At 60.4% G+C, this 25,316-nt stretch carries 25 protein-coding genes; 4 read left to right on the forward strand and 21 right to left on the reverse strand.

The window, feature by feature from the left end; all coding sequences use genetic code 11:
* Positions 1-29: 29 nt before the first annotated feature.
* From guaA to ACP7CJ_RS09400, 4 genes are all read right to left on the reverse strand, one after another.
* Positions 30-1,607 (reverse strand): glutamine-hydrolyzing GMP synthase, encoded by a 1,578-nt coding sequence (guaA, locus tag ACP7CJ_RS09385; protein ID WP_247402671.1) that lies wholly within the window; start codon positions 1,605-1,607, stop codon positions 30-32.
* Between the two features lie 82 nt (positions 1,608-1,689).
* Positions 1,690-3,159 (reverse strand): IMP dehydrogenase, encoded by a 1,470-nt coding sequence (gene guaB, locus ACP7CJ_RS09390; RefSeq protein WP_321861888.1) that lies wholly within the window; start codon positions 3,157-3,159, stop codon positions 1,690-1,692.
* A gap of 104 nt (positions 3,160-3,263) precedes the next feature.
* Complete coding sequence (locus tag ACP7CJ_RS09395) at positions 3,264-3,812, reverse strand: sugar ABC transporter ATPase (protein ID WP_247402678.1); 549 nt, start codon at positions 3,810-3,812, stop codon at positions 3,264-3,266.
* A 162-nt stretch (positions 3,813-3,974) separates the two neighbouring features.
* The gene (locus ACP7CJ_RS09400) at positions 3,975-4,742 is read right to left on the reverse strand and encodes a sulfite exporter TauE/SafE family protein (protein WP_276194715.1); all 768 of its coding nucleotides are present in this window, start codon (positions 4,740-4,742) and stop codon (positions 3,975-3,977) included.
* A gap of 99 nt (positions 4,743-4,841) precedes the next feature.
* On the opposite strand from ACP7CJ_RS09400, the gene ACP7CJ_RS09405 reads away from it, so the two are divergent.
* The 4 genes from ACP7CJ_RS09405 (at position 4,842) to leuA (ending at position 9,970) form a co-directional block, all read left to right on the forward strand.
* Complete coding sequence (locus tag ACP7CJ_RS09405) at positions 4,842-5,732, forward strand: LysR family transcriptional regulator (RefSeq protein ID WP_426100175.1); 891 nt, start codon at positions 4,842-4,844, stop codon at positions 5,730-5,732.
* 30 nt (positions 5,733-5,762) lie between these two features.
* The gene (gene xseA / locus ACP7CJ_RS09410; RefSeq protein ID WP_426100176.1) at positions 5,763-7,142 is read left to right on the forward strand and encodes an exodeoxyribonuclease VII large subunit; all 1,380 of its coding nucleotides are present in this window, start codon (positions 5,763-5,765) and stop codon (positions 7,140-7,142) included.
* A gap of 3 nt (positions 7,143-7,145) precedes the next feature.
* Positions 7,146-7,967, forward strand: coding sequence for a M23 family metallopeptidase (locus ACP7CJ_RS09415; protein ID WP_276194718.1), 822 nt, complete (start codon positions 7,146-7,148; stop codon positions 7,965-7,967).
* Between the two features lie 323 nt (positions 7,968-8,290).
* On the forward strand, positions 8,291-9,970 hold the full coding sequence (gene leuA / locus ACP7CJ_RS09420; protein ID WP_276194719.1) for a 2-isopropylmalate synthase: 1,680 nt from the start codon (positions 8,291-8,293) through the stop codon (positions 9,968-9,970).
* 179 nt (positions 9,971-10,149) lie between these two features.
* On the opposite strand, the gene ACP7CJ_RS09425 is transcribed toward leuA, so the two are convergent.
* The 17 genes from ACP7CJ_RS09425 to iscU all read right to left on the reverse strand — a co-directional run bounded on the left by ACP7CJ_RS09425 (position 10,150) and on the right by iscU (position 25,264).
* Positions 10,150-10,941 (reverse strand): amidohydrolase, encoded by a 792-nt coding sequence (locus ACP7CJ_RS09425; protein ID WP_426100177.1) that lies wholly within the window; start codon positions 10,939-10,941, stop codon positions 10,150-10,152.
* On the reverse strand, positions 10,929-12,077 hold the full coding sequence (locus tag ACP7CJ_RS09430) for a pyridoxal phosphate-dependent aminotransferase (protein WP_426100178.1): 1,149 nt from the start codon (positions 12,075-12,077) through the stop codon (positions 10,929-10,931). Before ACP7CJ_RS09430 ends, ACP7CJ_RS09425 begins: the two co-directional genes overlap by 13 nt.
* A 114-nt stretch (positions 12,078-12,191) precedes the next feature.
* The gene (der, locus tag ACP7CJ_RS09435) at positions 12,192-13,661 is read right to left on the reverse strand and encodes a ribosome biogenesis GTPase Der (RefSeq protein ID WP_247403065.1); all 1,470 of its coding nucleotides are present in this window, start codon (positions 13,659-13,661) and stop codon (positions 12,192-12,194) included.
* Between the two features lie 139 nt (positions 13,662-13,800).
* Positions 13,801-14,952 (reverse strand): outer membrane protein assembly factor BamB, encoded by a 1,152-nt coding sequence (gene bamB, locus ACP7CJ_RS09440; RefSeq protein ID WP_426100179.1) that lies wholly within the window; start codon positions 14,950-14,952, stop codon positions 13,801-13,803.
* Positions 14,945-15,586 (reverse strand): YfgM family protein, encoded by a 642-nt coding sequence (locus tag ACP7CJ_RS09445; RefSeq protein ID WP_247403067.1) that lies wholly within the window; start codon positions 15,584-15,586, stop codon positions 14,945-14,947. The genes bamB and ACP7CJ_RS09445 overlap by 8 nt, the downstream gene beginning before the upstream one ends.
* Before the next feature lie 41 nt (positions 15,587-15,627).
* Complete coding sequence (gene hisS, locus ACP7CJ_RS09450) at positions 15,628-16,917, reverse strand: histidine--tRNA ligase (RefSeq protein WP_247403069.1); 1,290 nt, start codon at positions 16,915-16,917, stop codon at positions 15,628-15,630.
* A 23-nt stretch (positions 16,918-16,940) separates the two neighbouring features.
* Positions 16,941-18,050: a flavodoxin-dependent (E)-4-hydroxy-3-methylbut-2-enyl-diphosphate synthase gene (ispG, locus tag ACP7CJ_RS09455; RefSeq protein WP_276194721.1), complete on the reverse strand. Its 1,110-nt coding sequence runs from the start codon at positions 18,048-18,050 to the stop codon at positions 16,941-16,943.
* 2 nt (positions 18,051-18,052) lie between these two features.
* Positions 18,053-19,060 carry a RodZ domain-containing protein gene (locus ACP7CJ_RS09460; protein WP_426100180.1) on the reverse strand — a complete coding sequence of 336 codons (1,008 nt, stop codon included), beginning with the start codon at positions 19,058-19,060 and terminating at the stop codon, positions 18,053-18,055.
* Positions 19,060-19,818: a type IV pilus biogenesis/stability protein PilW gene (gene pilW, locus ACP7CJ_RS09465; protein WP_276194723.1), complete on the reverse strand. Its 759-nt coding sequence runs from the start codon at positions 19,816-19,818 to the stop codon at positions 19,060-19,062. The genes ACP7CJ_RS09460 and pilW overlap by 1 nt, the downstream gene beginning before the upstream one ends.
* 12 nt (positions 19,819-19,830) lie before the next feature.
* Positions 19,831-20,979: a 23S rRNA (adenine(2503)-C(2))-methyltransferase RlmN gene (gene rlmN / locus ACP7CJ_RS09470; protein WP_276194724.1), complete on the reverse strand. Its 1,149-nt coding sequence runs from the start codon at positions 20,977-20,979 to the stop codon at positions 19,831-19,833.
* 28 nt (positions 20,980-21,007) lie between these two features.
* The gene (ndk, locus tag ACP7CJ_RS09475) at positions 21,008-21,433 is read right to left on the reverse strand and encodes a nucleoside-diphosphate kinase (RefSeq protein WP_017846179.1); all 426 of its coding nucleotides are present in this window, start codon (positions 21,431-21,433) and stop codon (positions 21,008-21,010) included.
* Positions 21,434-21,521: 88 nt separating this feature from the next.
* Complete coding sequence (iscX, locus tag ACP7CJ_RS09480) at positions 21,522-21,722, reverse strand: Fe-S cluster assembly protein IscX (protein ID WP_276194727.1); 201 nt, start codon at positions 21,720-21,722, stop codon at positions 21,522-21,524.
* 14 nt (positions 21,723-21,736) lie between these two features.
* A complete protein-coding gene (gene fdx, locus ACP7CJ_RS09485) occupies positions 21,737-22,078 on the reverse strand; it encodes an ISC system 2Fe-2S type ferredoxin (RefSeq protein ID WP_247399833.1) in 342 nt (113 codons plus the stop codon).
* Positions 22,079-22,081: 3 nt separating this feature from the next.
* On the reverse strand, positions 22,082-23,944 hold the full coding sequence (gene hscA, locus ACP7CJ_RS09490; protein WP_426100181.1) for a Fe-S protein assembly chaperone HscA: 1,863 nt from the start codon (positions 23,942-23,944) through the stop codon (positions 22,082-22,084).
* Between the two features lie 51 nt (positions 23,945-23,995).
* Complete coding sequence (hscB, locus tag ACP7CJ_RS09495; RefSeq protein WP_426100182.1) at positions 23,996-24,517, reverse strand: co-chaperone HscB; 522 nt, start codon at positions 24,515-24,517, stop codon at positions 23,996-23,998.
* An 8-nt stretch (positions 24,518-24,525) separates the two neighbouring features.
* Positions 24,526-24,849 carry an iron-sulfur cluster assembly protein IscA gene (gene iscA, locus ACP7CJ_RS09500; RefSeq protein WP_276194733.1) on the reverse strand — a complete coding sequence of 108 codons (324 nt, stop codon included), beginning with the start codon at positions 24,847-24,849 and terminating at the stop codon, positions 24,526-24,528.
* A gap of 28 nt (positions 24,850-24,877) precedes the next feature.
* A complete protein-coding gene (iscU, locus tag ACP7CJ_RS09505) occupies positions 24,878-25,264 on the reverse strand; it encodes a Fe-S cluster assembly scaffold IscU (RefSeq protein ID WP_010565229.1) in 387 nt (128 codons plus the stop codon).
* Positions 25,265-25,316 lie beyond the last annotated feature (52 nt).

Raw genomic sequence — 25,316 nt, forward strand, 5'->3', positions numbered from 1 at the left:
TTGTTCAGCATTTATCTGCTAGGGCAGGATCATTCCCACTCAATCGTCGCCGGCGGCTTGCTCGACACGTCATACGTCACGCGCGAAATGCCTTCGATTTCATTGATGATACGGCCGCTGACGGTTTCCAGCAGTTCGTAGGGCAGGTGTGCCCAACGGGCGGTCATGAAGTCGATGGTTTCCACCGCACGCAGGGCCACGACCCACGCGTAACGACGACCGTCGCCGACCACGCCTACCGATTTCACCGGCTGGAACACCACGAACGCCTGGCTGACTTTGTGATACCAGTCGGCCTTGTGCAGTTCTTCGATGAAGATGTGGTCGGCGCGACGCAGCAGGTCGGCGTATTCCTTCTTCACTTCACCGAGGATGCGCACGCCCAGGCCCGGGCCTGGGAATGGGTGACGGTAGACCATGTCGTAAGGCAGGCCCAGTTCCAGGCCCAGACGGCGGACTTCGTCCTTGAACAGTTCGCGCAGCGGTTCGACCAGCTTGAGGTTCATTTCCTCAGGCAGGCCACCTACGTTGTGGTGGGACTTGATCACGTGGGCCTTGCCGCTCTTGGCGCCGGCCGACTCGATCACGTCGGGGTAGATGGTGCCCTGGGCGAGGTACTTGATGTTGTCCAGTTTGTTGGACTGGGCATCGAATACGTCGATGAAGGTGCGGCCGATGATCTTGCGCTTTTTCTCCGGGTCGGACTCGCCGGCCAGGTTGTTGAGGAACTGCTCCTCGGCGTTGGCGCGGATCACCTTGACGCCCATGTTCTCGGCGAACATGGCCATCACTTGCTCGCCTTCGTGCAGGCGCAGCAGGCCGTTGTCGACGAATACGCAGGTCAGCTGGTCGCCAATGGCCTTGTGCAGCAGCGCGGCTACCACGGAGGAGTCGACGCCGCCGGACAGGCCGAGCAGCACATTGTCGGTGCCGACCTGGGCACGCACGTTGGCGATCGCGTCTTCTGCGATTTTCGACGGGGTCCACAGGGCTTCACACGCGCAGATATCGAGGATGAAACGCGACAGGATGCGACCGCCCTGCTTGGTGTGGGTCACTTCCGGGTGGAACTGCACGCCGTAGTAACCACGCTCATCGTTGAACATACCGGCGATCGGGCAGCTCGGGGTGCTGGCCAGGATGTGGAAGTCTTCCGGCATCTTGGTGACTTTGTCACCGTGGCTCATCCACACATCGAGGCCGAACAGGCCGTCGGCGTCGACATGGTCTTCGATGCCGTCCAACAGGCGGCTCTTGCCGACCACGTCGACACGCGCATAACCGAATTCACGCAGCTCGGAACCTTCAACCTTGCCGCCCAACTGCTCGGCCATCGTTTGCATGCCATAGCAGATACCGAACACCGGCACGCCCAGGTCGAATACGGCTTGCGGGCAGCGCGGGCTGTTGGCTTCGTGTACAGACTCGGGGCCGCCGGCAAGGATGACGCCTTTCGGTGCGAATTCGCGGATCGCTTCGTCGTCCATGTCGAACGGATGCAGTTCGCAGTACACGCCGATTTCACGCACGCGACGGGCGATCAGTTGGGTGTACTGGGAACCGAAATCGAGGATCAGGATACGGTGGGCGTGAATGTCGAGGGCCATGAGATCAGTCTCGTCTAATGAATCAGAAACAACTCGGGGCTGCATAAGACAGCCCCGGTTACTTAACTTTATGCTGGAAGCCTCAACCTACGCGGTAGTTCGGCGCTTCCTTGGTGATCTGCACATCATGGACGTGGGATTCGGCCATACCGGCGCCGGTGATCCGCACGAACTCTGGCTTGGTGCGCATTTCTTCGATGTCGGCGCTACCGGTGTAGCCCATCGAGGAACGCAGGCCGCCCATCAGTTGATGGATGATCGCGCTCAGGGTGCCTTTGTACGGCACACGGCCTTCGATGCCTTCCGGAACGAGTTTCTCGGCGCCTGCCGAGGAGTCCTGGAAGTAACGGTCAGAAGAGCCTTGCGCCTGGGACATGGCGCCCAGCGAACCCATGCCGCGGTAGGCCTTGTACGAACGGCCCTGGAACAGTTCGATCTCGCCCGGGGCTTCTTCAGTACCGGCGAACATCGAACCCATCATTACGCAGGAAGCACCGGCGACGATGGCTTTGGACAGGTCACCGGAGAAACGGATACCGCCGTCGGCGATCAACGGAACGCCCGTGCCTTCGAGGGCCTCGGCGACGTTGGCGATGGCGCTGATTTGTGGCACGCCCACACCCGCGACGATACGCGTGGTGCAGATTGAGCCAGGGCCGATACCGACCTTGACCGCATCCGCGCCCGCTTCGGCCAGGGCCTTGGCGGCAGCGCCGGTGGCGATGTTGCCGCCGATCACCTGGACTTCAGGGAAATTCTGTTTGACCCAACGAACGCGGTCGATCACGCCCTTGGAGTGACCGTGGGCGGTGTCGACCACCACCACGTCCACGCCGGCAGCGACCAGTGCCGCCACGCGATCACCGGTGTCTTTACCGGTGCCGACTGCCGCGCCGACGCGCAGACGACCTTGGTCATCCTTGCTGGCCAGCGGGTAAGCCTTGGCTTTTTCGATATCGTTGACGGTCATCATGCCCTTGAGGGCAAATTTGTCGTCGACGATCAGCACGCGCTCGATGCGGTGCTTGTGCAACAGTTCGCGCACGTCGTTCTTGTCAGCGCCTTCCTTGACCGTGACCAGACGCTCTTTAGGCGTCATCACTTCGCGGACGGTGACTTCAAGACGGTTCTCGAAACGCACGTCACGGGAGGTGACGATGCCGACCAGGTCGCCATTGTGCAGCACCGGAACGCCGGAGATATTGTGCAGGCGGGTCAGTTCGAACAGTTCACGCACGGTGGCGTCAGCTTCGATGGTGATCGGGTCCTTGACCACACCGGCTTCGTAACGCTTGACCTTGCGCACTTCGGCAGCTTGCTGCTCGATGGTCATGTTCTTGTGAATGATGCCAATGCCGCCTTCCTGAGCCATGGCGATGGCCAGACGGGCTTCAGTGACGGTATCCATGGCAGCGGAAACCAGGGGAATATTCAGCTCGATGCCACGGGTTAGGCGGGTCTTGAGACTGACTTCGTTAGGAAGCACCTCGGAATAACCGGGCACTAAGAGAATGTCGTCGAATGTCAGAGCTTCTTGGCTGATACGCAGCATCGCGGGGGCTCCCGAGCGGGAAAATGGAAGCGCGCCATTATACTCAGACACCCCTCAGGTCTCAACGTAAAACTCTGACAAACTTGGTAATACTGATAGATGGATTAAAGCTCGACTTTGACCCAACTGATCTTCTGGTCCAACCAATCGGCAAATTCGTCGATAAAGCTCTGCTTGAAACCCGCCTCCGCCCAGTTGTTGAAGATGAATCCGAGGTTGGAAAACCCGCATTCCTGCAGGAACAGAAAGCCGTTGATGTCATCCTCATGCCCACACAGCGGGCAGGTGAAGTTGTCGGTGTGGCCTGGCATCCAGTCTTCCAGGCTGTCGAACAGCGCCTCGCCGACTTCCTTGAGGCATTCCGGGCAGCCGGCTTCTTCGAGAAAGCCTTTGGCCGGTGTATAGATGCAACGCTTGTAGATGATTTCCAGGCCATTGACCGGCTCGTTGAACGGCAGCGCCTCGGGGTGCAGTACCACGGCGCGGGCGCCATCCGCCAGGGCGTAAGCCATGCGATTACCGGTGCGTCCGCACGTGGTCAGCTCTTCCTTGATGATGTTCTTGCGCACCAGCCAGCGCACGACCGCCCGGGCGCGGGGTTCGTGGACAGGCAAGGTGGAGATTTTCGGGACAAGGATGCTTTGGGAGTTCATGGGGCCTGAGAGTCCTGCGGTGTAGCGTCTGGCGCCTTCGCGAGCAAGCCCGCTCCCACCATTCGACCGCGATCCTGCAGGATAAATGCGGTCAACTGTGGGAGCGGGCTTGCTCGCGAAGAGGCCCTGAAGGCAGGCAGCTTAATCCCTGAATAAATCAGGTCAAGTACTCAAGTACCGCCCAATCAATGCGATGCCACTGGCCAGCACCAGCCACGTCACCAATCGCACAAACGCCTCACGGGACATGCGCAGCGTCAGCCTGCGCCCACACCACAATCCGAGGGCCATCGCCGGCAACAGGCAAACCGCCAGCAGCAACAGCGGCATGTCGGCATACACCCCGGCAATCAGGAACAGGCTGAGGCGCACCACGGTGCTGCAACTGATCAACGCGCTTTGCGTGGCGCGCGCGGCGTCCTTGGGCAAACGACTGCTCAGGTAGATCGCATATAAAAAGCCGCCACTGCCGAACAACGCACCGAACAAGCCGCCGACGGTGCCCATGGGAATCGCCCAGCCCGCCGCCAGTTGCGCCGGCCGAGCCTTCACCGCCAAGCTGTAAATCGCATAGGCGCTGATAAACAGGCCCATCAACAGCAGCAACAGATCCGAATGCAGGTTGAGCAAAAACACCACGCCCAAGGTGCAACCGATCGCCATGCACGGCAGCAGTCGCAACAGCTCCGGCTTGTTCACATCCCGCCGCGATTGCAGCAGGTTGCCGAAGGCAGCAACAAAGTCCAGCAGCACCAGCAGCGGGATGATCTTCGACAGCGGCATGAACACCAGCAGGATCGGCCCCGCCACCAGTGCCGTACCGAACCCGGCGATACCAAACACGATGTAGGCCACGACAATGCCCAGGCCGATCACCAGCCAATCCATACCGCCAAACGACCACTGACTCATCAGCTCAACCGGGCTCATGGGTAATTCCTTGAAAGAGATGTCCATCACTTTAGCCATCGGTGAGACTTGCGACTAATATCTTCAAAGCCCTCTACCCATCTCGAAAAGGCATGAGTCTTGATTTCCACCCGCCAACTGCGCTACTTCGTCGAAATCGCCGACAGCGGCAGCTTCAGCGCCGCCGCCGAGCGCCTGTTTGTCGCGCAGTCGGCGCTGAGCCGGCAGATCAAAGCGCTGGAAAACCAACTGCACACCCCGTTGTTCGAACGCACCGCGCGCCAGCCTCGGTTGACGGCCGCCGGTGAAGCCTTTTATCCCAGGGCACGCAACCTGCTGACTGAACTGCACAAGGCCAGCGAGATGGCGACACAAGTGGGTAACGGCCAAGTCGGCACCCTGCGCCTGAGCCATTCGAGCACCGTGCCGATGAGCGGCCCGTTGTTGCGCGGCATCAGCACCTGGCTGGAGCGTTGCCCCGGCGTATCGATGGATATCGCCAAACTGTCTTCCGAAGCCCAACTGGAAGAAATCGCCGACGGTCGCCTGGAAGTCGGCCTGCTGCGCCTGCCAGTGCTGCGCCAGCGCGAAGGCGTGCATGTAGTGCCTTTATACAGTGAGCAGCTACTGCTGGCGGTGCCGCCGAACCACCCGTTAGCGCGCAGCCAGGCGCCGGTCGAATGGGCGCAACTCAGGGACGAAGCGTTTATCTCGGTCCCCCATCCCCAGCGCGGCGGGCTGAGCTATCTGTCGGCCGAGTTGTGCATGCGTGCCGGATTTTTCCCCAAGCCTGCGCGGGTCATGTCGCGCAAGACCACACAGTTGCAGTTGATCCAGGCCGGCTTCGGCATTGCCTTGCTACCAAAATCGATGCAGGACATTGCCCCGGCCGCTGTGCATTTTCTGCCCCTGGCCGACCCGGACTGTTTGAGTACCGTGGCCCTGGCCTGCCCGCACGCACCCAGCGCGTTGGTGGAGCAATTCTGTCAAACCTTGCGCGAATGCCTATAAACTGCCGCCCATGACTAAAGATCTCTTTCCATGATTAAAGACCCGTTCGCCCGCTTGGGCCTGGACCGCGAGGTCCTGACTGTCAGCCAACTCAACGGCCGTGCGCGGGTGTTGCTGGAAGACGTGTTCACCAATATCTGGGTCGAAGGTGAGATCTCCAACCTCGCCCGCCCGGCTTCCGGCCATGTGTATTTCACCCTCAAGGACAGCGGCGCCCAAGTGCGTTGCGCACTGTTCCGGCAGAACGCCGCACGGGTGCGCCAGGCCTTGAAAGATGGCCTGGCGGTGAAGGTGCGTGGCAAGGTCTCGCTGTTCGAGGGCCGTGGCGACTACCAACTGATCCTCGATACCGTCGAGCCCGCCGGCGATGGTGCGCTGCGCCTGGCCTTCGATGCGTTGAAGGAAAAGCTCAGCGCCGAAGGCCTGTTCAGCGCCGAACGCAAGGTGGCACTGCCGGCCCATCCGCAGCGCATCGGCATTATCAGTTCGCCGACCGGCGCGGTGATCCGCGACATCATCAGCGTGTTCCGCCGCCGTGCGCCGCAGGTGCAACTCACCCTGATCCCCACGGCCGTACAAGGCCGCGAAGCGGTGGCGCAGATTGTGCGCGCGCTGAAGCTGGCCGACGCGCGGGGCTTTGACGCGTTGATCCTGGCCCGTGGCGGCGGCTCGCTGGAAGACCTCTGGTGCTTCAACGAAGAAGCCGTGGCCCGCGCGGTGGATGCTTGCGTGACGCCGATCGTCAGCGCCGTCGGCCATGAGACCGATGTGTCGATCAGCGACTTTGTCGCCGACGTGCGCGCGCCTACGCCGTCTGCCGCTGCAGAACTGCTGGCCCCGGACTCCAGCAGCCTGGTGCGCCAGGTCGACAGCCTGCACCGTCGCCTGGTGCTGCTGATGCGCAACCGGCTGACCCACGACCGCCTGCGCCTCGAAGGCATGGCGCGCCGCCTGCGCCATCCCGGCGAACGTCTGCGCCAGCAGGCCCAACGCCTGGATGACTTGGACATGCGCCTGCGCCGCGCCTTCGAACGCAGCCTCAATACCCGCCGCGAACGCTTGATCCGCCTGGAAACGCGCCTCGCCGGCCAACACCCCGGCCGCCAATTGGCCTTGCTGCGCCAACGCCTGGACAGCCTCGCCGAGCGCCTGCCCCGCGCCATGCGCGAGGGCCTCAAGGCGCGCCGCCTGCAACTGCAAAGCCAGGTGCAGACACTGCAAGTGGTCAGCCCACTGGCGACCCTCGGCCGTGGCTACAGCATCCTGCTCGACGAACGCGGCCAGGCGATTCGCAATGCCGCGCAGACCCACACCGGCCAGCGCCTGACCGCGCGCCTCGGTGAAGGCCAATTGCAAGTGCGGGTGGAAGACAACCATCTGACACCCGTCACCCTTTCGTTATTGGATTGATTGATGCCACGTCTATTTAGCCTGTTGATGCTGCTGTGCCTGACCGTCAACGCCCACGCCGACAGCTACATCTCCCGGACCTTGAACAAGCCGGTGCCTGGCGGTGTTGCAGTCGTCGACCTGGGCTCCTCGGCCGCCGCACCAAAAGCCACCTACCAGGGCAAGCCGCTCCTGGTGGTGAAGGAGCAGGCCAACTGGCTGGCGATTGTCGGTATTCCGCTGACGGTCAAACCGGGCAACGAACGCATCAGCAGCGGTGGGCGCAACCTGCCGTTTATCGTCGGTTACAAGCAGTACCCGGAACAGCGCATCACCCTGAAAAACAAAAGCCAGGTCAACCCCGCCCCGGCGCAGCTCAAACGCATCGAGGCGGAGCTGGCGGTACAGATCAAGGCTTACCGCAGTTTCAGCCCTAACCAGCCAAGCAACCTGGTGCTGGACAAACCGGTCAACGGCCCGCTGTCGAGCAAGTTCGGCGTGCGTCGTTTCTTCAACGGCGAAGAACGCAATCCGCATTCAGGCCTGGATTTCGCCGTCCCCGCCGGCACGCCGATCAAGACCCCGGCGGCGGGCAAGGTGATCCTGGTCGGCAACTACTTCTTCAACGGCAACACGGTGTTCGTCGACCACGGCCAGGGCTTTATCAGCATGTTCTGCCATATGTCGAAGATCGATGTCAGCGTGGGCCAGCCACTGGCACGCGGCGCAGTGGTGGGCAAGGTCGGCGCGACGGGCCGCGCGACCGGGCCGCATATGCACTGGAATGTCAGCCTGAACGATGCACGGGTAGATCCGGCGATCTTTATCGGCGCGTTCCAACCTTGAATGGCCCGATTGCGCGGCCAACAAAGGCTGCGCAATTTAAGCAAGCCAACAACCATTTACTAAGCATAAAATCTCGTTTCCTACGCACAGAGAAGAACTTCTCTCAATTTTTCCGCACTACTTGCCATCTTTCACCTCTGGGGTTAGGGTTGAGCTTATGAAAACTTCTCACACCCTCATTCTGCTCCGTCAGCACCGCAGCCTGTGCCTTGTCAGCGCACGACTGCCAGGCTGAATCGATCTGCCTCGTCTCCCGCTTTATCCCCAATAACAGTTCCACGGCAGGCCGCCTTTTTTCGGCCCCTACTACAAAGGATTTCCCGATGAGCATGCTCAAAGACCCGTCTTCGAAGTACCGCGCGTTTCCAACCATCGATATCCCGGACCGCACCTGGCCGTCGAAAACCATCACCAGCGCGCCGATCTGGTGCAGCTCCGACCTGCGTGATGGCAACCAGTCGCTGATCGAACCCATGGATGCAGTCAAAAAGCTGCGCTTCTGGAAGACCTTGGTCGCCGTCGGCGTGAAGGAAATCGAAGCCTCGTTCCCGGCCGCTTCGCAAACCGACTTCGACTTCGTGCGCACCCTGATCGAAGGCAACCACATCCCTGAGGACACTACCATCCAGGTGCTGACCCAGGGCCGCGAAGACTTGATCGAGCGCACCTTCGAATCCCTGCGCGGCGCGAAAAAAGCCATCGTCCACCTGTACAACGCCACCTCGCCGTCCTTCCGCCGCATCGTGTTCAACCAGGACAAGGACGGGGTCAAGGCCATCGCGGTCAACGCGGCCAAGCTGTTCGTCAAATACGCCGCCCAGCAGCCAGACACCCAGTGGACGTTCGAATACTCGCCAGAGACCTTCAGCGCCACTGAATTGGAGTTCGCCAAGGAAGTGTGTGACGCGGTGATCGAGGTGTGGAACCCGACGCCTGAGCACAAGATGATCCTCAACCTGCCGGCCACCGTTGAATGCGCCACGCCAAACATCTATGCCGACCAGATCGAGTGGTTCGGTCGTCATATCAACCGTCGTGACAGCGTGATCATCAGCCTGCACACCCACAACGACCGTGGCACCGGCGTAGCCGCCACCGAGCTGGGCCTGATGGCAGGCGCCGACCGTGTCGAAGGCTGCCTGTTCGGCAACGGCGAGCGTACCGGTAACGTCGACCTGGTCACCGTGGCGTTGAACCTCTATACCCAGGGCGTGCACCCTGAGCTGGACTTCTCCGACATCGACGGCGTGCGCAAAGTGGTCGAGGAGTGCAACCAGATCCAGGTGCATCCGCGCCATCCGTATGTCGGCGACCTGGTACACACCGCGTTCTCTGGCTCCCACCAGGACGCGATCCGCAAGGGCTTCGCCCAGCAAAAAACCGACGCCCTGTGGGAAGTGCCGTACTTGCCGATCGACCCGGCCGACATCGGCCGCAGCTACGAGGCCGTGATTCGGGTGAACAGCCAGTCGGGCAAAGGCGGCATCGCCTACCTGCTGGAGCAGGAATACGGCATCAGCTTGCCGCGTCGCATGCAGATCGAGTTCAGCCAAGTGGTACAGGCCGAAACCGACCGTGTGGGCCTGGAGATGAGCGCTTCGCAGATTCACGCGCTGTTGCAGCGTGAATACCTGCAAGCCAACACGCCGTATGCGCTGGTCAGCCATCGCCTGCAGGAAGAAAACGGCAACAGCACGGTGGAAGTGGAAGTCTCGAGCAAAGGCCAAGGCGAAACCAACCTGCGCTGGCACGGCAAGGGCAACGGTGCGCTGGAAGCCCTGGTCGCCGGCCTGCCGATTGGCGTGGAGATCATGGACTACAACGAACACGCGATCGGTTCCGGCACCAACGCCAAGGCCGCGGCCTACATCGAGCTGCGAGTGAACGGCGAGCGTCCGGTGCATGGCGTGGGTATTGATGAAAACATCACCACGGCCAGCTTCAAGGCGGTGTTCAGCGCCCTGAACCGCTCGCTGAGCCAGGTGGAAGCGAAAGCGGCGTAACTCCGCCGACATGCAAAAGGCCCCTGGGTGAGAACTCAGGGGCCTTTTTGTTGGGCTTTGGAGTTGTGTTGTGTGTCGGGGCCTCATCGCGGGCAAGCCCACTCCCACATTTTGACCGTGTTCCTACAGGGAAAACGCGGTCAACATATGGGAGTGGGTTTGCCCGCGATAGCGCTCTGTCAGACAAACTGAAAGTTATCAGCATCCAGATTCGCCGGAAACTTGCTGCGATACGCCGCCAGCTCAGCCGCGTCCAGGCACACCTGGAACACCCCGTCAGCCTCCCCCGCACTCAGCAGGTTCTCACCCTGGAAATCCAGCACCTGGCTATCTCCGGTATAGACAAAGCCCTTGCCGTCCGTACCCACCCGATTCACCGCCGCCACATAACACAGGTTCTCGATCGCACGCGCCGGCAGCAACCGGTTCCAATGCTGGCGTCGCGCCCCTGGCCAGTTGGCGGTGTACAGCAGCAGATCGGTGTCCTGGGCATCACGGCTCCACACCGGAAAGCGCAGGTCGTAGCAAATCAATGGGCGAATACGCCAGCCCTTTATCTCGAACTGCACCTGGCGCTCGCCGGGCGTGTAGTGATTGTGCTCGCCGGCCATGCGGAACAGATGGCGCTTGTCGTAATGCAGCACCTCGCCATCCGGCCGCGCCCATAACAGACGGTTGCGATGGCTGCCGTCGGCCGCCTGGATAATCACACTCCCGGTGATCACCGCGTTGTACTTCGCCGCCTGGGCCTGGAGCCAGCGATGGGTCGGGCCACTTTCCGGTTCGGCCAGGGTGGCCGAGTCCATGGAAAAACCGGTAGTGAACATCTCTGGCAGGATGATCAGGTCAGCGCCCCGGGCCTGCTCCAGCAGCAATTCGAAGTGATCGAGGTTGGCCTTGCGGTCGTGCCAGGCCAGGCTGGTCTGGACCAGGGCGATGTTCAGGTCAGGCAGTGCATTCAGATCACGCATAGTTTTTCGGCTGCTTGTTGCAGCGTCTCCTCGCGTTTGGCAAAGCACAGGCGCACCAGGCGCTGGCCTTGGGGTGGGTGCTGGTAGAACACCGAAACCGGGATTGTTGCTACCCCATGCTCGCGGGTCATCCACAAGGACATAGCGACGTCATCCAGGTCCGGGCGAATCGCTGAGTAATCCACCAGTTGGAAGTAAGTACCGGTGACCCGATTAAAGCTGAAACGCGACGGCGTCAGCAGGTCACAGAACAGGTCGCGCTTGGCCTGGTAAAAGGCCGGTAATTCTTCGACGTGTTCCGGGTGCTCAGCCATGAAATCGGCCAACGCGTACTGCAACGGGGTCACGCCGCAGAAGTTGACATATTGATGCACCTTACGCAATTCGGCGGTCAGGGCCGGGGGCGCGACCACGTAGCCGGTTTTCCAGCCGGTGACGTGGTAGGTCTTACCGAAGGAGCTGACCACGAACGCACGTTGATACAGCTCTTCGTGGGCCAGCACGCTGACGTGGGGCACGCCATCAAACACCAGGTGTTCGTAGACCTCGTCGCTGACCAGGTAGATATCACGGTCGCGGATCAAGGCCGCCAACAGGTCCAGCTCGGCGCGACTGATCAGTGCGCCGGTGGGGTTATGCGGTGTGTTCAGGATGATCATGCGCGTGCGCGCAGACAACGCCGCCTGGATCTTTTCAAAGTCGAGGGTGAAGTTTTTCAGGTTCAGTTGCACGTGCACACAACGACCGCCGGCCAACTCGACCGAGGGCTCATAGCTGTCGTAGCACGGGTCGAATACGATGACTTCGTCACCGCTGCGAATCACCGCCTGAATCGCGCAGAAGATTGCCGCAGTGGCGCCTGGGGTCATGGTCACTTCGCTGTCGGGGCTGACCGTGGCGCCATAGCTGCGAGCGATCTTGGCCGCCACTTGTTGGCGCAGGGCAGGCAGGCCGGTCATCGGCGCGTATTGGTTATGGCCGCTGGCAACATGCTTGCCCACGGCATCGAGCAAGCCCTGTGGGCCATTAAAATCGGGGAACCCCTGGGACAGGTTAAGCGCGCCGGTCTCGGCAGCGAGTTGCGACATGGTGGTGAAAATGGTCGTGCCGACATTTGGCAGCTTGCTGTTGATCATCGGAGGCCCCTGCAGGTGAGCCCCAAGTTTTAAGCTGCCAATTGCATCGGGTCAAGGCGCAAACCACCGCGCACAAAAAAGGGCTCGTAAAGAGCCCTTTTTGCGAGGTCGGAATCAGCGCTTGTCGCGGCGCTTCTTGTCGGCCTTCTTGTGGTGAGTCATCAAACGACGCTTCTTGTTCACCTGACGGTCAGTCAGTGTGTTCTTGTTGCCTTCGTATGGGTTCTCGCCACCCTTGAACTCGATACGGATCGGCGTACCGACCAGCTTCAAGACACGGCGGTAGGTGTTTTCCAGGTAACGCACGTAGGACTTGGGCACCTTCTCGATCTGATTACCGTGGATCACGATAATCGGCGGGTTGGCACCACCCAAGTGGGCGTAACGCAGTTTGATCCGGCGGTTGTTGACCATCGGCGGTGCGTGCTCGCCTACCGCGTCTTCGAGGATCTGGGTCAGACGGTTGGTCGGCCAGCGGGTCACCGCGGACTTGAACGAGTTCTGTACGGACGCGTAGAGGTTGCCCACGCCGGTGCCGTGCAGTGCCGAGATAAAGTGGATATCGGCGAACTCAACGAAGAACAGGCGACGCTGCAGCTCGATCTTGACGAAATCGCGCTCGCTCGGCGTCATGCCGTCCCACTTGTTGATCGCGATCACCAGGGCCCGACCGGCTTCCAGGGCGAAGCCCAGCAGGTTGAGGTCGTGGTCCACCACGCCTTCGCGGGCGTCCATCACGAAGATCACCACGTTGGCGTCTTTGATCGCCTGCAGGGTTTTCACCACGGAGAACTTTTCAACTTCCTCGTGGATCTTGCCGCGCTTGCGCACACCGGCGGTGTCAATCAGCGTGTACTTCTCGTCGTTACGCTCGAACGGGATGTAGATACTGTCGCGGGTGGTGCCGGGCTCGTCGTACACGATGACACGGTCTTCACCGAGCATGCGGTTGACCAGGGTCGACTTGCCGACGTTGGGGCGGCCGATGATGGCGATCTTGATACCATCTTTTTCGCTCGGGCCAGGAATGCGCTTGGCTTCCTCACCTTCGGCGACGACCTCTTCTTCGCCCTCTTCTTCCTCGGCGTCATCCCTAGGGAAGTCGCGCAGGGCGATTTCCAACATCTGGGTGATGCCGCGACCGTGGGCACCGGCGATCGGAATCGCGTCGCCCAGGCCCATCGGACTGAATTCGGCACGGGCCATTTCAGGATCGATGTTGTCGATCTTGTTGGCCACCACATAGGAACGCTTGTTGCGCTTGCGCAGGTGCTCGCCGATCATCTGGTCGGCAGCGGTGTAGCCCGCGCGGGCGTCCACGAGAAACAACACGACATCGGCTTCTTCAATGGCCAGCAGCGACTGCTCGGCCATCTTTTCGTCCATGCCATGCTCGTCACCGGAGATACCACCGGTGTCGACAATAATGTAGGAGCGCCCTTGCCACTTTGCCTCACCGTATTGGCGATCACGGGTCAAACCGGACAAGTCGCCGACAATGGCGTCGCGAGTCCTGGTCAGGCGGTTGAACAAGGTGGACTTGCCGACGTTAGGTCGGCCCACCAGGGCGATTACGGGAACCATGCGGCTCTCCACTTCGTTATTTCAGAAAATACAAAAGCCGCTGCAAGGCAGCGGCTGGTGCTCGGGGCAGCATCGTCAGATGCAGCATGCCCCGCCGAAGCGGGGCCGCCTGGGGATTACCCCAAGCATAGTCAAACCTTTACTTGATGGTCAGGGCTTCCAGCTTGCCGCTGTTGCCAAACACATAAAGCATGTTACCCACGACCAGCGGACGCGCACGCAGGCCGTCGCTGTCGATGCGCTCGCGACCCACAAAACGACCGTCCACCTGGCTCAGCAGGTGCAGGTAACCTTCGAAGTCGCCTACCGCTACGTAGCTGGAGAACACTTCCGGTGCCGACAGTTGACGGCGGGCCAGAGAGTCGTTGCTCCACAGCGCAGTGGTAGAACGTTCGTCGACACTTTCAACGGTGCCAGACGACAGACTTACGTAGACGCTGCCAAACCCTTGGGCGACACCGGCGTAGCTGGAAGCATCACGCTGCCAGTTAACGCGGCCGCTTTGCAGGTCCAGTGCCGCGACACGGCCCTGGTAGGTAGCGACGTAGAGGGTTTCGCCGGACAGCAGCAAGCCACCATCGATGTCGACGACGCGATCCAGTTCCGAACGACCTTGCGGGATGGCCACACGCGTTTCCCAGATCGGTACGCCGTTCTGGGTATTCAGGGCGACCACTTTACCGGTCGACAGACCTGCAACGGCCAGATTATTGGTCACAACCGGACCACTGGTACCGCGCAGGGTCAGCACCGCAGGGGTGCTGTCGTACAGCCAGCGCTGTTCGCCGGTGTTGGCGTCGAGGCCGATCACACGGTCGTCCTGGGTCTGCACCACGACGATGTCGCCGTTGGTGGCAGGCGGTGCGAGGACTTCACTGGTCACGCGAGCGCGCCATTTCTCTTCACCGGTGCTGGAGTCCAGCGCCACGACTTCGCCTTTGAGCGTGCCGAGCATAACCATGCCGTAACCCACGCCGACGGCGCCGGATACGGGCAGTTCGAGGTCTTTCTTCCACTTCACGTCGCCGTTCATGCGATCCATGGAGATCACCACGCCGGTCACGTCAGCGGCCACAATGTTGTCACCGTCGATTGCCGGTACCAACATGTTGTAGGTTTCGCCCTGACCGTCACCGATGGAGCGGCTCCATTGCTTTTGCAGGACCACTTCTTCCTTGAAGCTGGTCAGCTCGGCCGGAGGCAGTTCTTTTTTACTGTTGCTGCTGCAACCCGCGGCCAGAACGGCCAGAGCCAGCAATGCTGCATGTTTCCAACGGATCACGTCACGCATCCCCTTTGGCCAAGTCGTCGAGCTTGATTTGTAAGCCACCGACCGCTGCTTCATCAGACAGCGCCGCCTTGGCTTTTTGGTACGCAGCATTGGCTTCGTCGGTACGACCCAATTGGACCAACAGGTCGCCCTTGAGCTCTTCGCGAGTGGCTACAAATGCCTTGTCAGCATCACCGTCGAGCAGTTTGAGTGCTTCGTCGGCCTTGTTCTGTGCCGCCAATACCTGAGCCAGGCGCTGACGTGCGATTTCACCCAGGGTCGGGTTGGTCGGCTTGTCGGCGATGGCCTTCAGTTCGGTGACTGCATCATCCAGCTTGCCGGTGTCGACCGCGACTTTCGCGACGAACAGGCTGCCGTATTGGGCGTAGGTGCTACCGCCAAATTCGCTCTTGAGCTTACCAGCCAGGTCTGCCACTTGCGCAGGATCGGGCTTGCCGCTCGGCGTCAGCGTGGTTTCCAGCAATTGCTGATAGAGGATCGAGGCACCTTGGGACTGGTTCGCCTGATACTTGTGCCAGGCTTGCCAGCCGAACACTACCACTAAAGCCAGCAGGCCACCGGTAACCAGGGGCTTGCCATTACGCTGCCACCAGTCCTTGAACTCGGCCAACTGCTCATCATCAGTACTCGACACCCCAACACTCCTCAATCGCTAAATTCGGCTGTTCGACAGCTTCAACCCTGCACGACGCAGGTGGCCAAGTGCGCGGCGAGCGCATCAAAGGCAATGTTCTGTTGCTCGCCCTGGCCACGCAGGGGTTTGAAACCTATCACTTGCTGGGCCAATTCGTCATCGCCGAGGATCAGTGCGTACAGCGCACCGCTCTTGTCGGCCTTCTTGAACTGGCTCTTGAAGCTGCCGGCGCCAGCATTGATCTGCAGGCGCAGGTTCGGCAGTTGGTCGCGCACTTTTTCGCTCAGGGCCAGGCCAGCCAGTTCGGCGGCCTCGCCAAAGGCACACAGGTACACATCCACCTGCCGGGAGATTTCTTCCGGAACCTGCTCAAGGGTTTCCAGCAGCAGGATCAGCCGCTCGATACCCATGGCAAAACCCACGCCGGGCGTAGGCTTGCCACCCATCTGCTCGACCAGGCCGTCGTAACGGCCACCGGCACACACGGTGCCCTGCGCGCCGAGTTTGTCGGTAACCCACTCGAACACGGTCTTGCTGTAGTAATCGAGGCCACGCACCAGTTTCGGGTTGATCACGTATGGAATACCGGCGGCATCCAGACGCGCCTTGAGGCCCTCGAAGTGGATACGGGATTCGTCGTCCAGGTAGTCGGCCATCTTCGGCGCGTTGACCAGTACGGCTTGCGTGTCGGCGTTCTTGGTATCGAGGACGCGCAACGGGTTGGTTTTCAGACGGCGCTGGCTGTCTTCGTCCAACTTGTCCAGGTGGGCGGACAGGTACTCGACCAGGGCGACGCGGTAGCGGCCCCGGGACTCGCTGGTGCCCAGGCTGTTGAGTTCAAGCTTGACCGCATCGCGGATGCCTAGCAGCCCCCACAGGCGCCAGGTCAGCACGATCAGCTCGGCGTCGATGTCCGGACCGTCGAGGTTGAACACTTCCAGGCCGATCTGGTGGAACTGGCGATAACGGCCTTTCTGTGGACGCTCGTGGCGGAACATCGGCCCGATGTACCACAGCTTCTGCGGCTGGCCACCGCCGCTGAGGCCATGCTCGAGCACGGCGCGCACGCACGCGGCGGTGCCTTCCGGACGCAGGGTCAGCGAATCGCCGTTGCGGTCTTCGAAGGTGTACATCTCTTTTTCGACGATGTCGGTCACTTCACCGATGGAACGCTTGAACAGCTCGGTGAACTCGACGATCGGCATACGGATCTGTTTATAACCGTAGTTATCCAGCAGACGCGCAACGGTGCTCTCGAAGTAGCGCCACAGCGGCGTCTGCTCCGGAAGGATGTCGTTCATGCCACGAATGGCTTGCAGAGACTTGCTCACATCTATTCCTTAAATTCGCTGGATCAGCCGCGCGCGATAACTGCAGCGTCAGCTTCGACCTTCTCGGCCGCTTTCTGGCGGATCAGTCTTTCGAGCTCATCCACCAGATTGTCATTCGTCAGTTTCTGCGACGGCTTGCCGTCGATGTAAATCAGGTTCGGGGTGCCGCCGGTCAAGCCGATATGGGCTTCCTTGGCTTCACCCGGACCGTTGACCACGCAACCGATCACCGCAACATCCAGCGGCACCAGCAGGTCTTCGAGGCGCCCTTCCAGTTCGTTCATGGTTTTCACCACGTCGAAGTTCTGCCGCGAGCAGCTCGGGCAGGCAATAAAGTTGATGCCACGGGAACGCAAATGCAGGGATTTGAGAATGTCGTAACCGACCTTCACTTCCTCTACCGGGTCTGCCGCCAGGGAGATGCGGATAGTATCGCCAATCCCTTCGGCGAGCAGCATACCGAGACCCACCGCAGATTTCACTGTGCCTGAGCGCAAACCGCCCGCTTCAGTGATACCCAGGTGCAGCGGCTGCACGATTTCCTTGGCCAGCAAGCGGTAGGCCTCTACCGCCATGAACACGTCGGAGGCCTTTACGCTGACCTTGAAGTCCTGGAAATTAAGGCGCTCAAGGTGTTCAACGTGGCGCAGCGCCGATTCAACCAGCGCGGCGGGGGTCGGCTCGCCGTATTTCTTTTGCAGGTCTTTTTCCAGGGAACCGGCGTTGACGCCGATGCGGATCGGAATCCCGCGATCACGGGCAGCATCCACCACCGCGCGCACACGGTCTTCGCGACCGATGTTGCCCGGGTTGATACGCAGGCAATCAACACCCAACTCCGCAACGCGCAAAGCGATCCGGTAGTCGAAGTGAATGTCGGCAACCAGCGGCACCTTGACCAGTTGCTTGATGCGGCCGAAGGCTTCGGCGGCATCCATGTCCGGTACGGAAATCCGCACGATGTCGACGCCAGCAGCTTCCAGACGATTGATCTGGGCGACGGTGGCAGCAACATCATTGGTGTCGCTGTTGGTCATGCTCTGTACCGCGATGGGGGCGTCGCCGCCCACCGGCACCGAGCCGACCCAGATCTTGCGCGATACGCGACGTTTGATTGGAGATTCGCCGTGCATGACTATTGTCCCAACTTCAGGCGAGCAGTTTCGCCACTGGTGAACGGCGCTACGTCGACAGGCTGGCCGTTGTAGGCCACTTGCGCACCACGGGCAAAGCCCAGACGCAGCGTCAAAGGAGGCTTGCCGCCCTGGTCGAGCGTATCTCCCTTACGCTTCATACCGCTAAACAGCACTTTGCCATTGCCATCGGTGAGTTGCGTCCAGCAGTCAGCGACGAAAGTAATATGTACGCGCCCGTCACCGGCGATCAACACAGGCGTGGTCGGCGGCGAAATCGCGGGCGCCGCAGGGGCGGTAGGCGCTGGCGTCTGCACAGGAGCGGCCGGCGCCACAGGTGCAGCCGGGGTGTGCGCCGTTGCAGGCGGTACGACCGGGGTATGCGCCGGTACAGCTGGAGCCGGCACCGCAGCGATGGCCGCCGGGGCCGATTCCACTGCGGGTTGCTCGGCAGTCACTGGCGCTTCAGGCGCAGCCTGGCCTTCGGCGACAGCCTGGTCTTCCGGCTCGTCCAATGGGTGAATCTGCGTGGTGCCGTCGGCGCTTTCGACTTCGACGTGCTCCAGAGCGTTGCTGGTCAAGTCCTTGGTGCGCTGGGAGGCTTGGTCCTGCCACCAGACGAAGCCGCCACCAATCACGGCGATCAGCAACAACAGGCTGACGATGCGCAGGATCGTGTGGGACACCCGCACCGGCTCTTCGATGCGCCCCAGACCATGGACATTGCTGCCCTGGGAGTCGGTGCCGGTGAACTGGTCGAATTGCTGGACCAATATGGTCTGGTCGATACCCAGTAATTTGGCGTAGGCGCGGATATAGCCGCGGGCGAAGGTATGCCCAGGCAGCTTGTCGAACGCGCCGGCTTCCAGGTTGCCCAGGGACGTGGTGGTCAAATTGAGCTTGAGGGCCACTTCCGCCAGAGACCAACCATTGCTTTCGCGGGCCTGACGCAAGGTGTCGCCTGGGTTTACGCGATTAGCTGCTACAACTTCCGGGTGCGCCGCTTTCATCATTGCTCCGACAGGTATTGCTGATATTCCGGGGTACCGGGATAGAGTCGTTCGAGTTGCTGGCCATAACGTGCGGCCGTGTCGCGTTCTTCATGAACCGTCGCCAGGCGCACTCCGAGCAATAGACTACGTGCATTTTGCCCGCTGAGCAGGCTAAAACGCTCGTAATAGTCACGTGCCGGCACATAATGCCTGTCTTCGTAAGACAACTCAGCCATTTCGAGCAAGGCGCGAGGCTGGCGACTGTTCAGGTGCAGGGCTTTTTCCAGGTGCTGGCGCGCGATATCACGCTGGCCGAGACGCTTGGAAGCCACCCCAAGGTTCTCGAACACCCGCGACCGCTCTGGGTAGAGGGTATCGGCGCAGGCTTGCTGGAAATAAAGGGACGCCTGTTCATAGCGTTTCTGTTCGAACAGGAAGCTGCCGTAATTATTCAGCAGCCGTGGATCGGCAGGGCGCGAAGCCAGGGCCTTGTTGAAATACTGATCGGCCAGCTCAGGCTCGGCCTGGGCCTGGAACACCAGGGCCAGTGCGCCATTGGCGTCGGCATCGTCGCTATCCAGCTCAAGAGCCCTCTTCAGCGGCACCTTGGCCTGCTCGCTCATGCCTTGGCGCAGGTAACCCAAGCCCAGTTGCACATAAGCCACTCGCGCCTCTTCACGACCCTTGCCGGTTTGCAAAGGGCTGTCATGGCCCGAAGAAACACAACCGGCCGCGAGACCGGTAACAAGCAATAGCAGCGCAAGGCGCAAGGGCATAGAGATCCTCTCTCAGGTTCGAGTCGCAGTGCTTTGCGGCATATCGTCGGCGGCGCTCAGTTCGCGCACCGCGATATAACGTTCGCTGCGACGGGTGCGATCCAGCACCTGTCCTACCAATTGGCCACAAGCGGCGTCGATGTCTTCACCACGGGTGGTGCGCACGGTGACGTTGTAGCCGGCCTGGTGCAGTTGATCCTGGAAACGGCGGATGGCGTTGTTGCTCGGCCGCTCGTAGCCAGAATGTGGAAACGGGTTGAAAGGAATCAGGTTGATCTTGCACGGGGTGTTCTTGAGCAGTTCGATCATCTCGACCGCGTGCTCGACCTTGTCGTTGATGTCCTTGAGCATAGTGTACTCAATGGTCAACACGCGCTTCTCGCCCAAGGTCGCCATGTAACGCTGGCAAGACTCGAGCAGCATCTTAAGCGGATACTTCTTGTTGATCGGCACCAATTGGTTACGCAATGCGTCATTGGGTGCGTGCAGCGATAACGCCAGGGAGACGTCGATGTGCTTGGACAGCTCATCGATCATCGGTACCACGCCGGAAGTCGACAGGGTCACACGGCGCTTGGAGATGCCGTAGCCCAGGTCGTCCATCATCAGGTGCATGGCGGCGATGACGTTATCGAAGTTCAGCAGCGGCTCACCCATGCCCATCATCACCACGTTGGTGATGGCACGGTCGACGGTTGCCGGGACGCTGCCAAAGGATTTGTTGGCAATCCACACCTGGCCGATGACTTCGGCGGCGGTGAGGTTGCTATTGAAGCCTTGCTTGCCGGTGGAGCAGAAACTGCAGTCCAGGGCACAGCCTGCCTGGGACGAAACGCACAAGGTGCCACGTTTGCCCTGGGGAATGTAGACGGTCTCGACGCAACTGCCGGACGCCACGCGCACCACCCACTTACGGGTGCCGTCGCTGGAGATGTCCTCGCTGACAACCTCGGGACCACGGACCTCGGCAATAACCTTGAGCTTGTCGCGCAGGGCCTTGCTGACGTTCGTCATGGCGTCGAAATCGTCGACACCAAAGTGGTGAATCCACTTCATTACCTGACCGGCACGGAAACGCTTCTCCCCGATTGAGTCGAAGAATTTTTCCATTTCCTGCTGAGTCAGACCCAGCAGGTTGGTTTTTACAGTCGATGTAGTCATGGATTCACCTTCACTCTTAAGCCAATGCTTAGCGAGTGGTTACTTCAGTAGCTGCGAAGAAGTACGAGATTTCGCGAGCAGCAGCGGCTTCGGAGTCAGAACCGTGTACAGCGTTGGCGTCGATGGAATCAGCGAAATCAGCACGGATGGTGCCGGCAGCGGCTTCTTTAGGGTTGGTAGCGCCCATCAGCTCACGGTTCAGAGCGATAGCGTTTTCGCCTTCCAGAACCTGAACAACAACAGGACCGGAGATCATGAAGGCAACCAGGTCGCCGAAGAAGCCACGAGCGCTGTGCTCAGCGTAGAAGCCTTCAGCTTCAGCCTTGGACAGTTGCTTGAGTTTCGAAGCTACAACCTTCAGGCCGGCTTTTTCGAAACGAGTGGTGATCTCGCCGATGACGTTTTTTGCAACAGCGTCAGGCTTGATGATGGAGAAAGTACGTTGAACAGCCATGGTGTAACTCCAGAAACGGTAATTTACGAAAAATTAAACCCGCGAATTATACGCGGGTTCTTGGGTATTGCCTAACCTGCGGGGATGATCAGTCTATTTCTTCGATCCAGAGAGCCTGGACCGCTTCCAAGACCTTCTCGCCGCAACGGCCAGAAGTATTGTCGAAATCGGGAAGCTCCATGATCCACTGCTGCAGGTCGACGAAGTTGACCATCAGCGGGCTCACATCCGGCTTGGCTTCAGCCAGTTCTTCAGCAATGCGCTGCACATCATTCCAACCGTAACTCATGACAGTACCACCAGTCAGTGCGCCGCTTCGGCCGCATGGTTGAGCGAGTATTTCGGAATTTCGACGGTGATGTCTTCAGTCCCGACCTTGGCCTGACAGCTTAGGCGAGAAGTCGGCTCCAGGCCCCAGGCACGGTCAAGAAAGTCTTCTTCCAACTCGTCCGCCTCTTCCAGAGAGTCGAAACCCTCGCGAATAATGCAGTGGCAAGTGGTGCAAGCGCAGACACCACCGCACGCACTCTCGATTTCGATGTGGTGCTCATGGGCAACTTCGAGGATGGACTTGCCGGTCTCAGCCTCCACGACCATACCGTCCGGGCAATGCTCGGCGTGTGGCAGAAAAATGACCTGCGGCATCAATTATTCCTCAATTTCATTCAGGTTGCGGCCCGCCAGGGCGGCTTTTACCGTCTGGTTCATGCGGCGGGCGGCGAAGGCATCGGTCACTTGCGACAAGCGCTTGGTCTGCTGCTCGATGGCATAGCCATCGGAGCCTTTCATCAATTCGGCCAGCTCCTTCATCTGCAGGTCGATGACCATGCGCTCTTCAGCATCCAGCAGGCGTTCGCCGTCGACCTCCAGTGCGCCCTGCACCGCTTCGAGCAGGCGCCGGGCATCGACTTGCTGCTCACGCAGTACGCGGGCGACCTTGTCGTCACCGGCATACTGGAACGAATCCTTGAGCATCTTGGCGATTTCGCCATCGGTCAGACCGTAGGACGGCTTGACCTGGATGCTGGCTTCAACGCCCGAGCCCAATTCACGCGCAGCCACACTGAGCAGGCCATCAGCGTCGACCTGGAAGGTCACGCGAATTTTCGCCGCACCCGCAACCATCGCCGGGATACCGCGCAATTCAAAGCGTGCCAGGGAGCGGCAGTCGCTGATCAGCTCACGCTCGCCTTGCAGCACATGAATCATCATGGCCGTCTGGCCATCTTTGTAAGTGGTGAAGTCCTGGGCGCGGGCGACGGGGATGGTGGTGTTGCGTGGAATCACCTTCTCCATCAGGCCACCCATGGTTTCCAGCCCCAGGGACAACGGAATCACGTCGAGCAGCAGCAGTTCGCCACCGTCGCGCTTGTTGCCTGCCAGGGTATCGGCCTGGATCGCGGCACCAATGGCCACCACTTGATCCGGATCGATTTCAGTCAGCGGCTGACGGCCAAACGCTTCGGCGACAGCGTCGCGAACGCGCGGCACACGGGTCGAACCACCGACCATCACCACGGCAGCGACATCTTCCAACTCAACACCGGAATCACGCACGGCGCGGCGGCAAGCCTTGAGGCTGCGGGCGACCATCGGCTCGATCAACGAATCGAAGGCTTCACGGGTCAGTTGGGCCGACCAATTGCCGTAGGAAACGTCAACAGAGACCGCGCCAGTCAGGGCTTCCTTGGCGGCACAGGCGGTTTGCAGCAGATGGCGCTGCTCGCCGGGGTCTAGGTCAGCAGACAAACCGGCACTGTTGATGATCCAACCGGCGATCGCGTGGTCGAAGTCATCGCCGCCCAGGGCCGTATCACCACCAGTGGCCAACACCTCAAAGACACCGCCAGTCAGGCGCAGGATTGAAATATCAAAGGTGCCGCCGCCCAGGTCGTAAATTGCGACCAAGCCTTCGGCATGCTGATCCAAGCCGTAAGCCACGGCAGCAGCGGTCGGCTCGTTGAGCAGACGCAGCACGTTCAGGCCGGCGAGCTTCGCCGCATCCTTGGTGGCTTGGCGCTGAGCGTCATCAAAGTAGGCTGGAACCGTAATTACCGCGCCGACCAGTTCGCCGCCCAAGGTGGTTTCCGCGCGCTGGCGCAGCACCTTGAGGATATCGGCCGACACTTCCACCGGGCTTTTCGGGCCCTGGACGGTGTCGATGAACGGCATGTGCGACTCACCGCCAACAAAGCGGTACGGCAACTGGTCACCCAATTGCTTGACGTCGGACAACCCACGACCCATCAAGCGCTTGACCGACAGCACGGTGTTCAATGGATCGGTAGAGGCTGCCCGCTTGGCCGACTCACCGACTTCGGTGTGATCAGCGTGATAGCGCACTGCCGACGGCAGGATCACCTGGCCATCAGCATCGGGCAGCGGCTCGGACAGGCCGCTGCGCAAGGCGGCGACCAGGGAATTGGTGGTGCCCAAGTCGATTCCGACCGCCAGGCGACGCTGGTGCGGTTGAGGACTTTGGCCGGGTTCGGCGATCTGCAGTAGGGCCATGGTAATCAGGTCTTATCTGTCTTTCAGGCGTGCAACATGGGCAGCGCTGGGTTAATCGTCGAGGCGCTCTTCTAACTGGCGCACTTCGTAGGTGAGCTTGTCGAGGAACTGCATGCGCCGCATCAGGCGTTCTGCCTGCTCACGTTGCGCTGCATCATCCCAACAGGCTGCGAAGCTTTCGTAGAGCGCATCCTGAGCCACTTTCAGACGCCGCTTGAAGACCGCGACACCCGCCAGATCGGCTTCGTCCTGCAAGTCTTCGAGCTCTTCGCGCAACTGCATCTGCTGCATCAGAAAGTCCGGATCATGCACCGTGACTTCCAGCGGCAACTCACCACCATTCATCGCGAGCAGGTAACGCGCGCGCTTGGGGGGGCTTTTGAGCGTCTGATAGGCTTCGTTGAGGCTGGCCGATTGCTCCAGCGCCAGGCGTTGCTCGCGCTCGGAAGCGTCAGCGAAGCGGTCCGGATGCACGCCACGCGCCAATTCACGGTAGCGCCTGGCAAGCTGCTCGAGGTCCAGCCGAAAGCTCGGCTGCAGCTCGAATAAAGCGAAATGACAAGGATTGCCCACAAGTAGCCTCAGATGTTGAAGCTTTCGCCGCAGCCACATTCACCGCGCACGTTGGGGTTGTTGAACTTGAAGCCTTCGTTCAACCCTTCCTTGACGAAATCGAGTTCGGTGCCGTCCAGGTAGGTCAGGCTTTTCGGGTCGATGATCACTTTCTCGCCGTGACTTTCGAACACCTGATCTTCCCCCACCACCTCGTCGACAAACTCCAGCACATAGGCAAGGCCGGAACAGCCCGTGGTGCGAACACCCAGACGAATCCCCTCACCTTTACCGCGCCCATCCAGGGAGCGTCGCACGTGCCGCGCAGCCGCTTCTGTCATGCTGATAGCCATCGTTGACTCCTTACTCGTCGCCAAATGCTTAGATCAAGCCTTTCTTCTGCTTGTAGTCACGAACGGCGGCCTTGATGGCGTCTTCTGCGAGCACGGAGCAGTGGATTTTCACTGGCGGCAGAGCCAGTTCTTCGGCCAGTTGGGTGTTGCTGATAGTCACAGCCTCATCCAGGGTCTTGCCTTTCATCCATTCGGTCGCCAGGGAGCTGGAGGCGATAGCCGAACCGCAGCCGTAAGTCTTGAACTTGGCGTCTTCGATAACGCCCGCCTCATTGACTTTGATCTGCAGGCGCATCACATCGCCGCACGCCGGAGCGCCGACCATGCCGGTGCCGACATCAGGGTCTTCCGCATCCATCTTGCCGACGTTGCGCGGGTTTTCGTAGTGGTCAATGACCTTTTCGCTGTAAGCCATGGTACTGAATCCTCACTCATCAGGGCCGCTCTGGAGCCCTGTAAAAACGCCT

It is taken from the genome of Pseudomonas sp. PSPC3-2 (assembly GCF_049897085.1).
GTDB classification, from domain to species: Bacteria; Pseudomonadota; Gammaproteobacteria; order Pseudomonadales; family Pseudomonadaceae; genus Aquipseudomonas; species Aquipseudomonas paraveronii.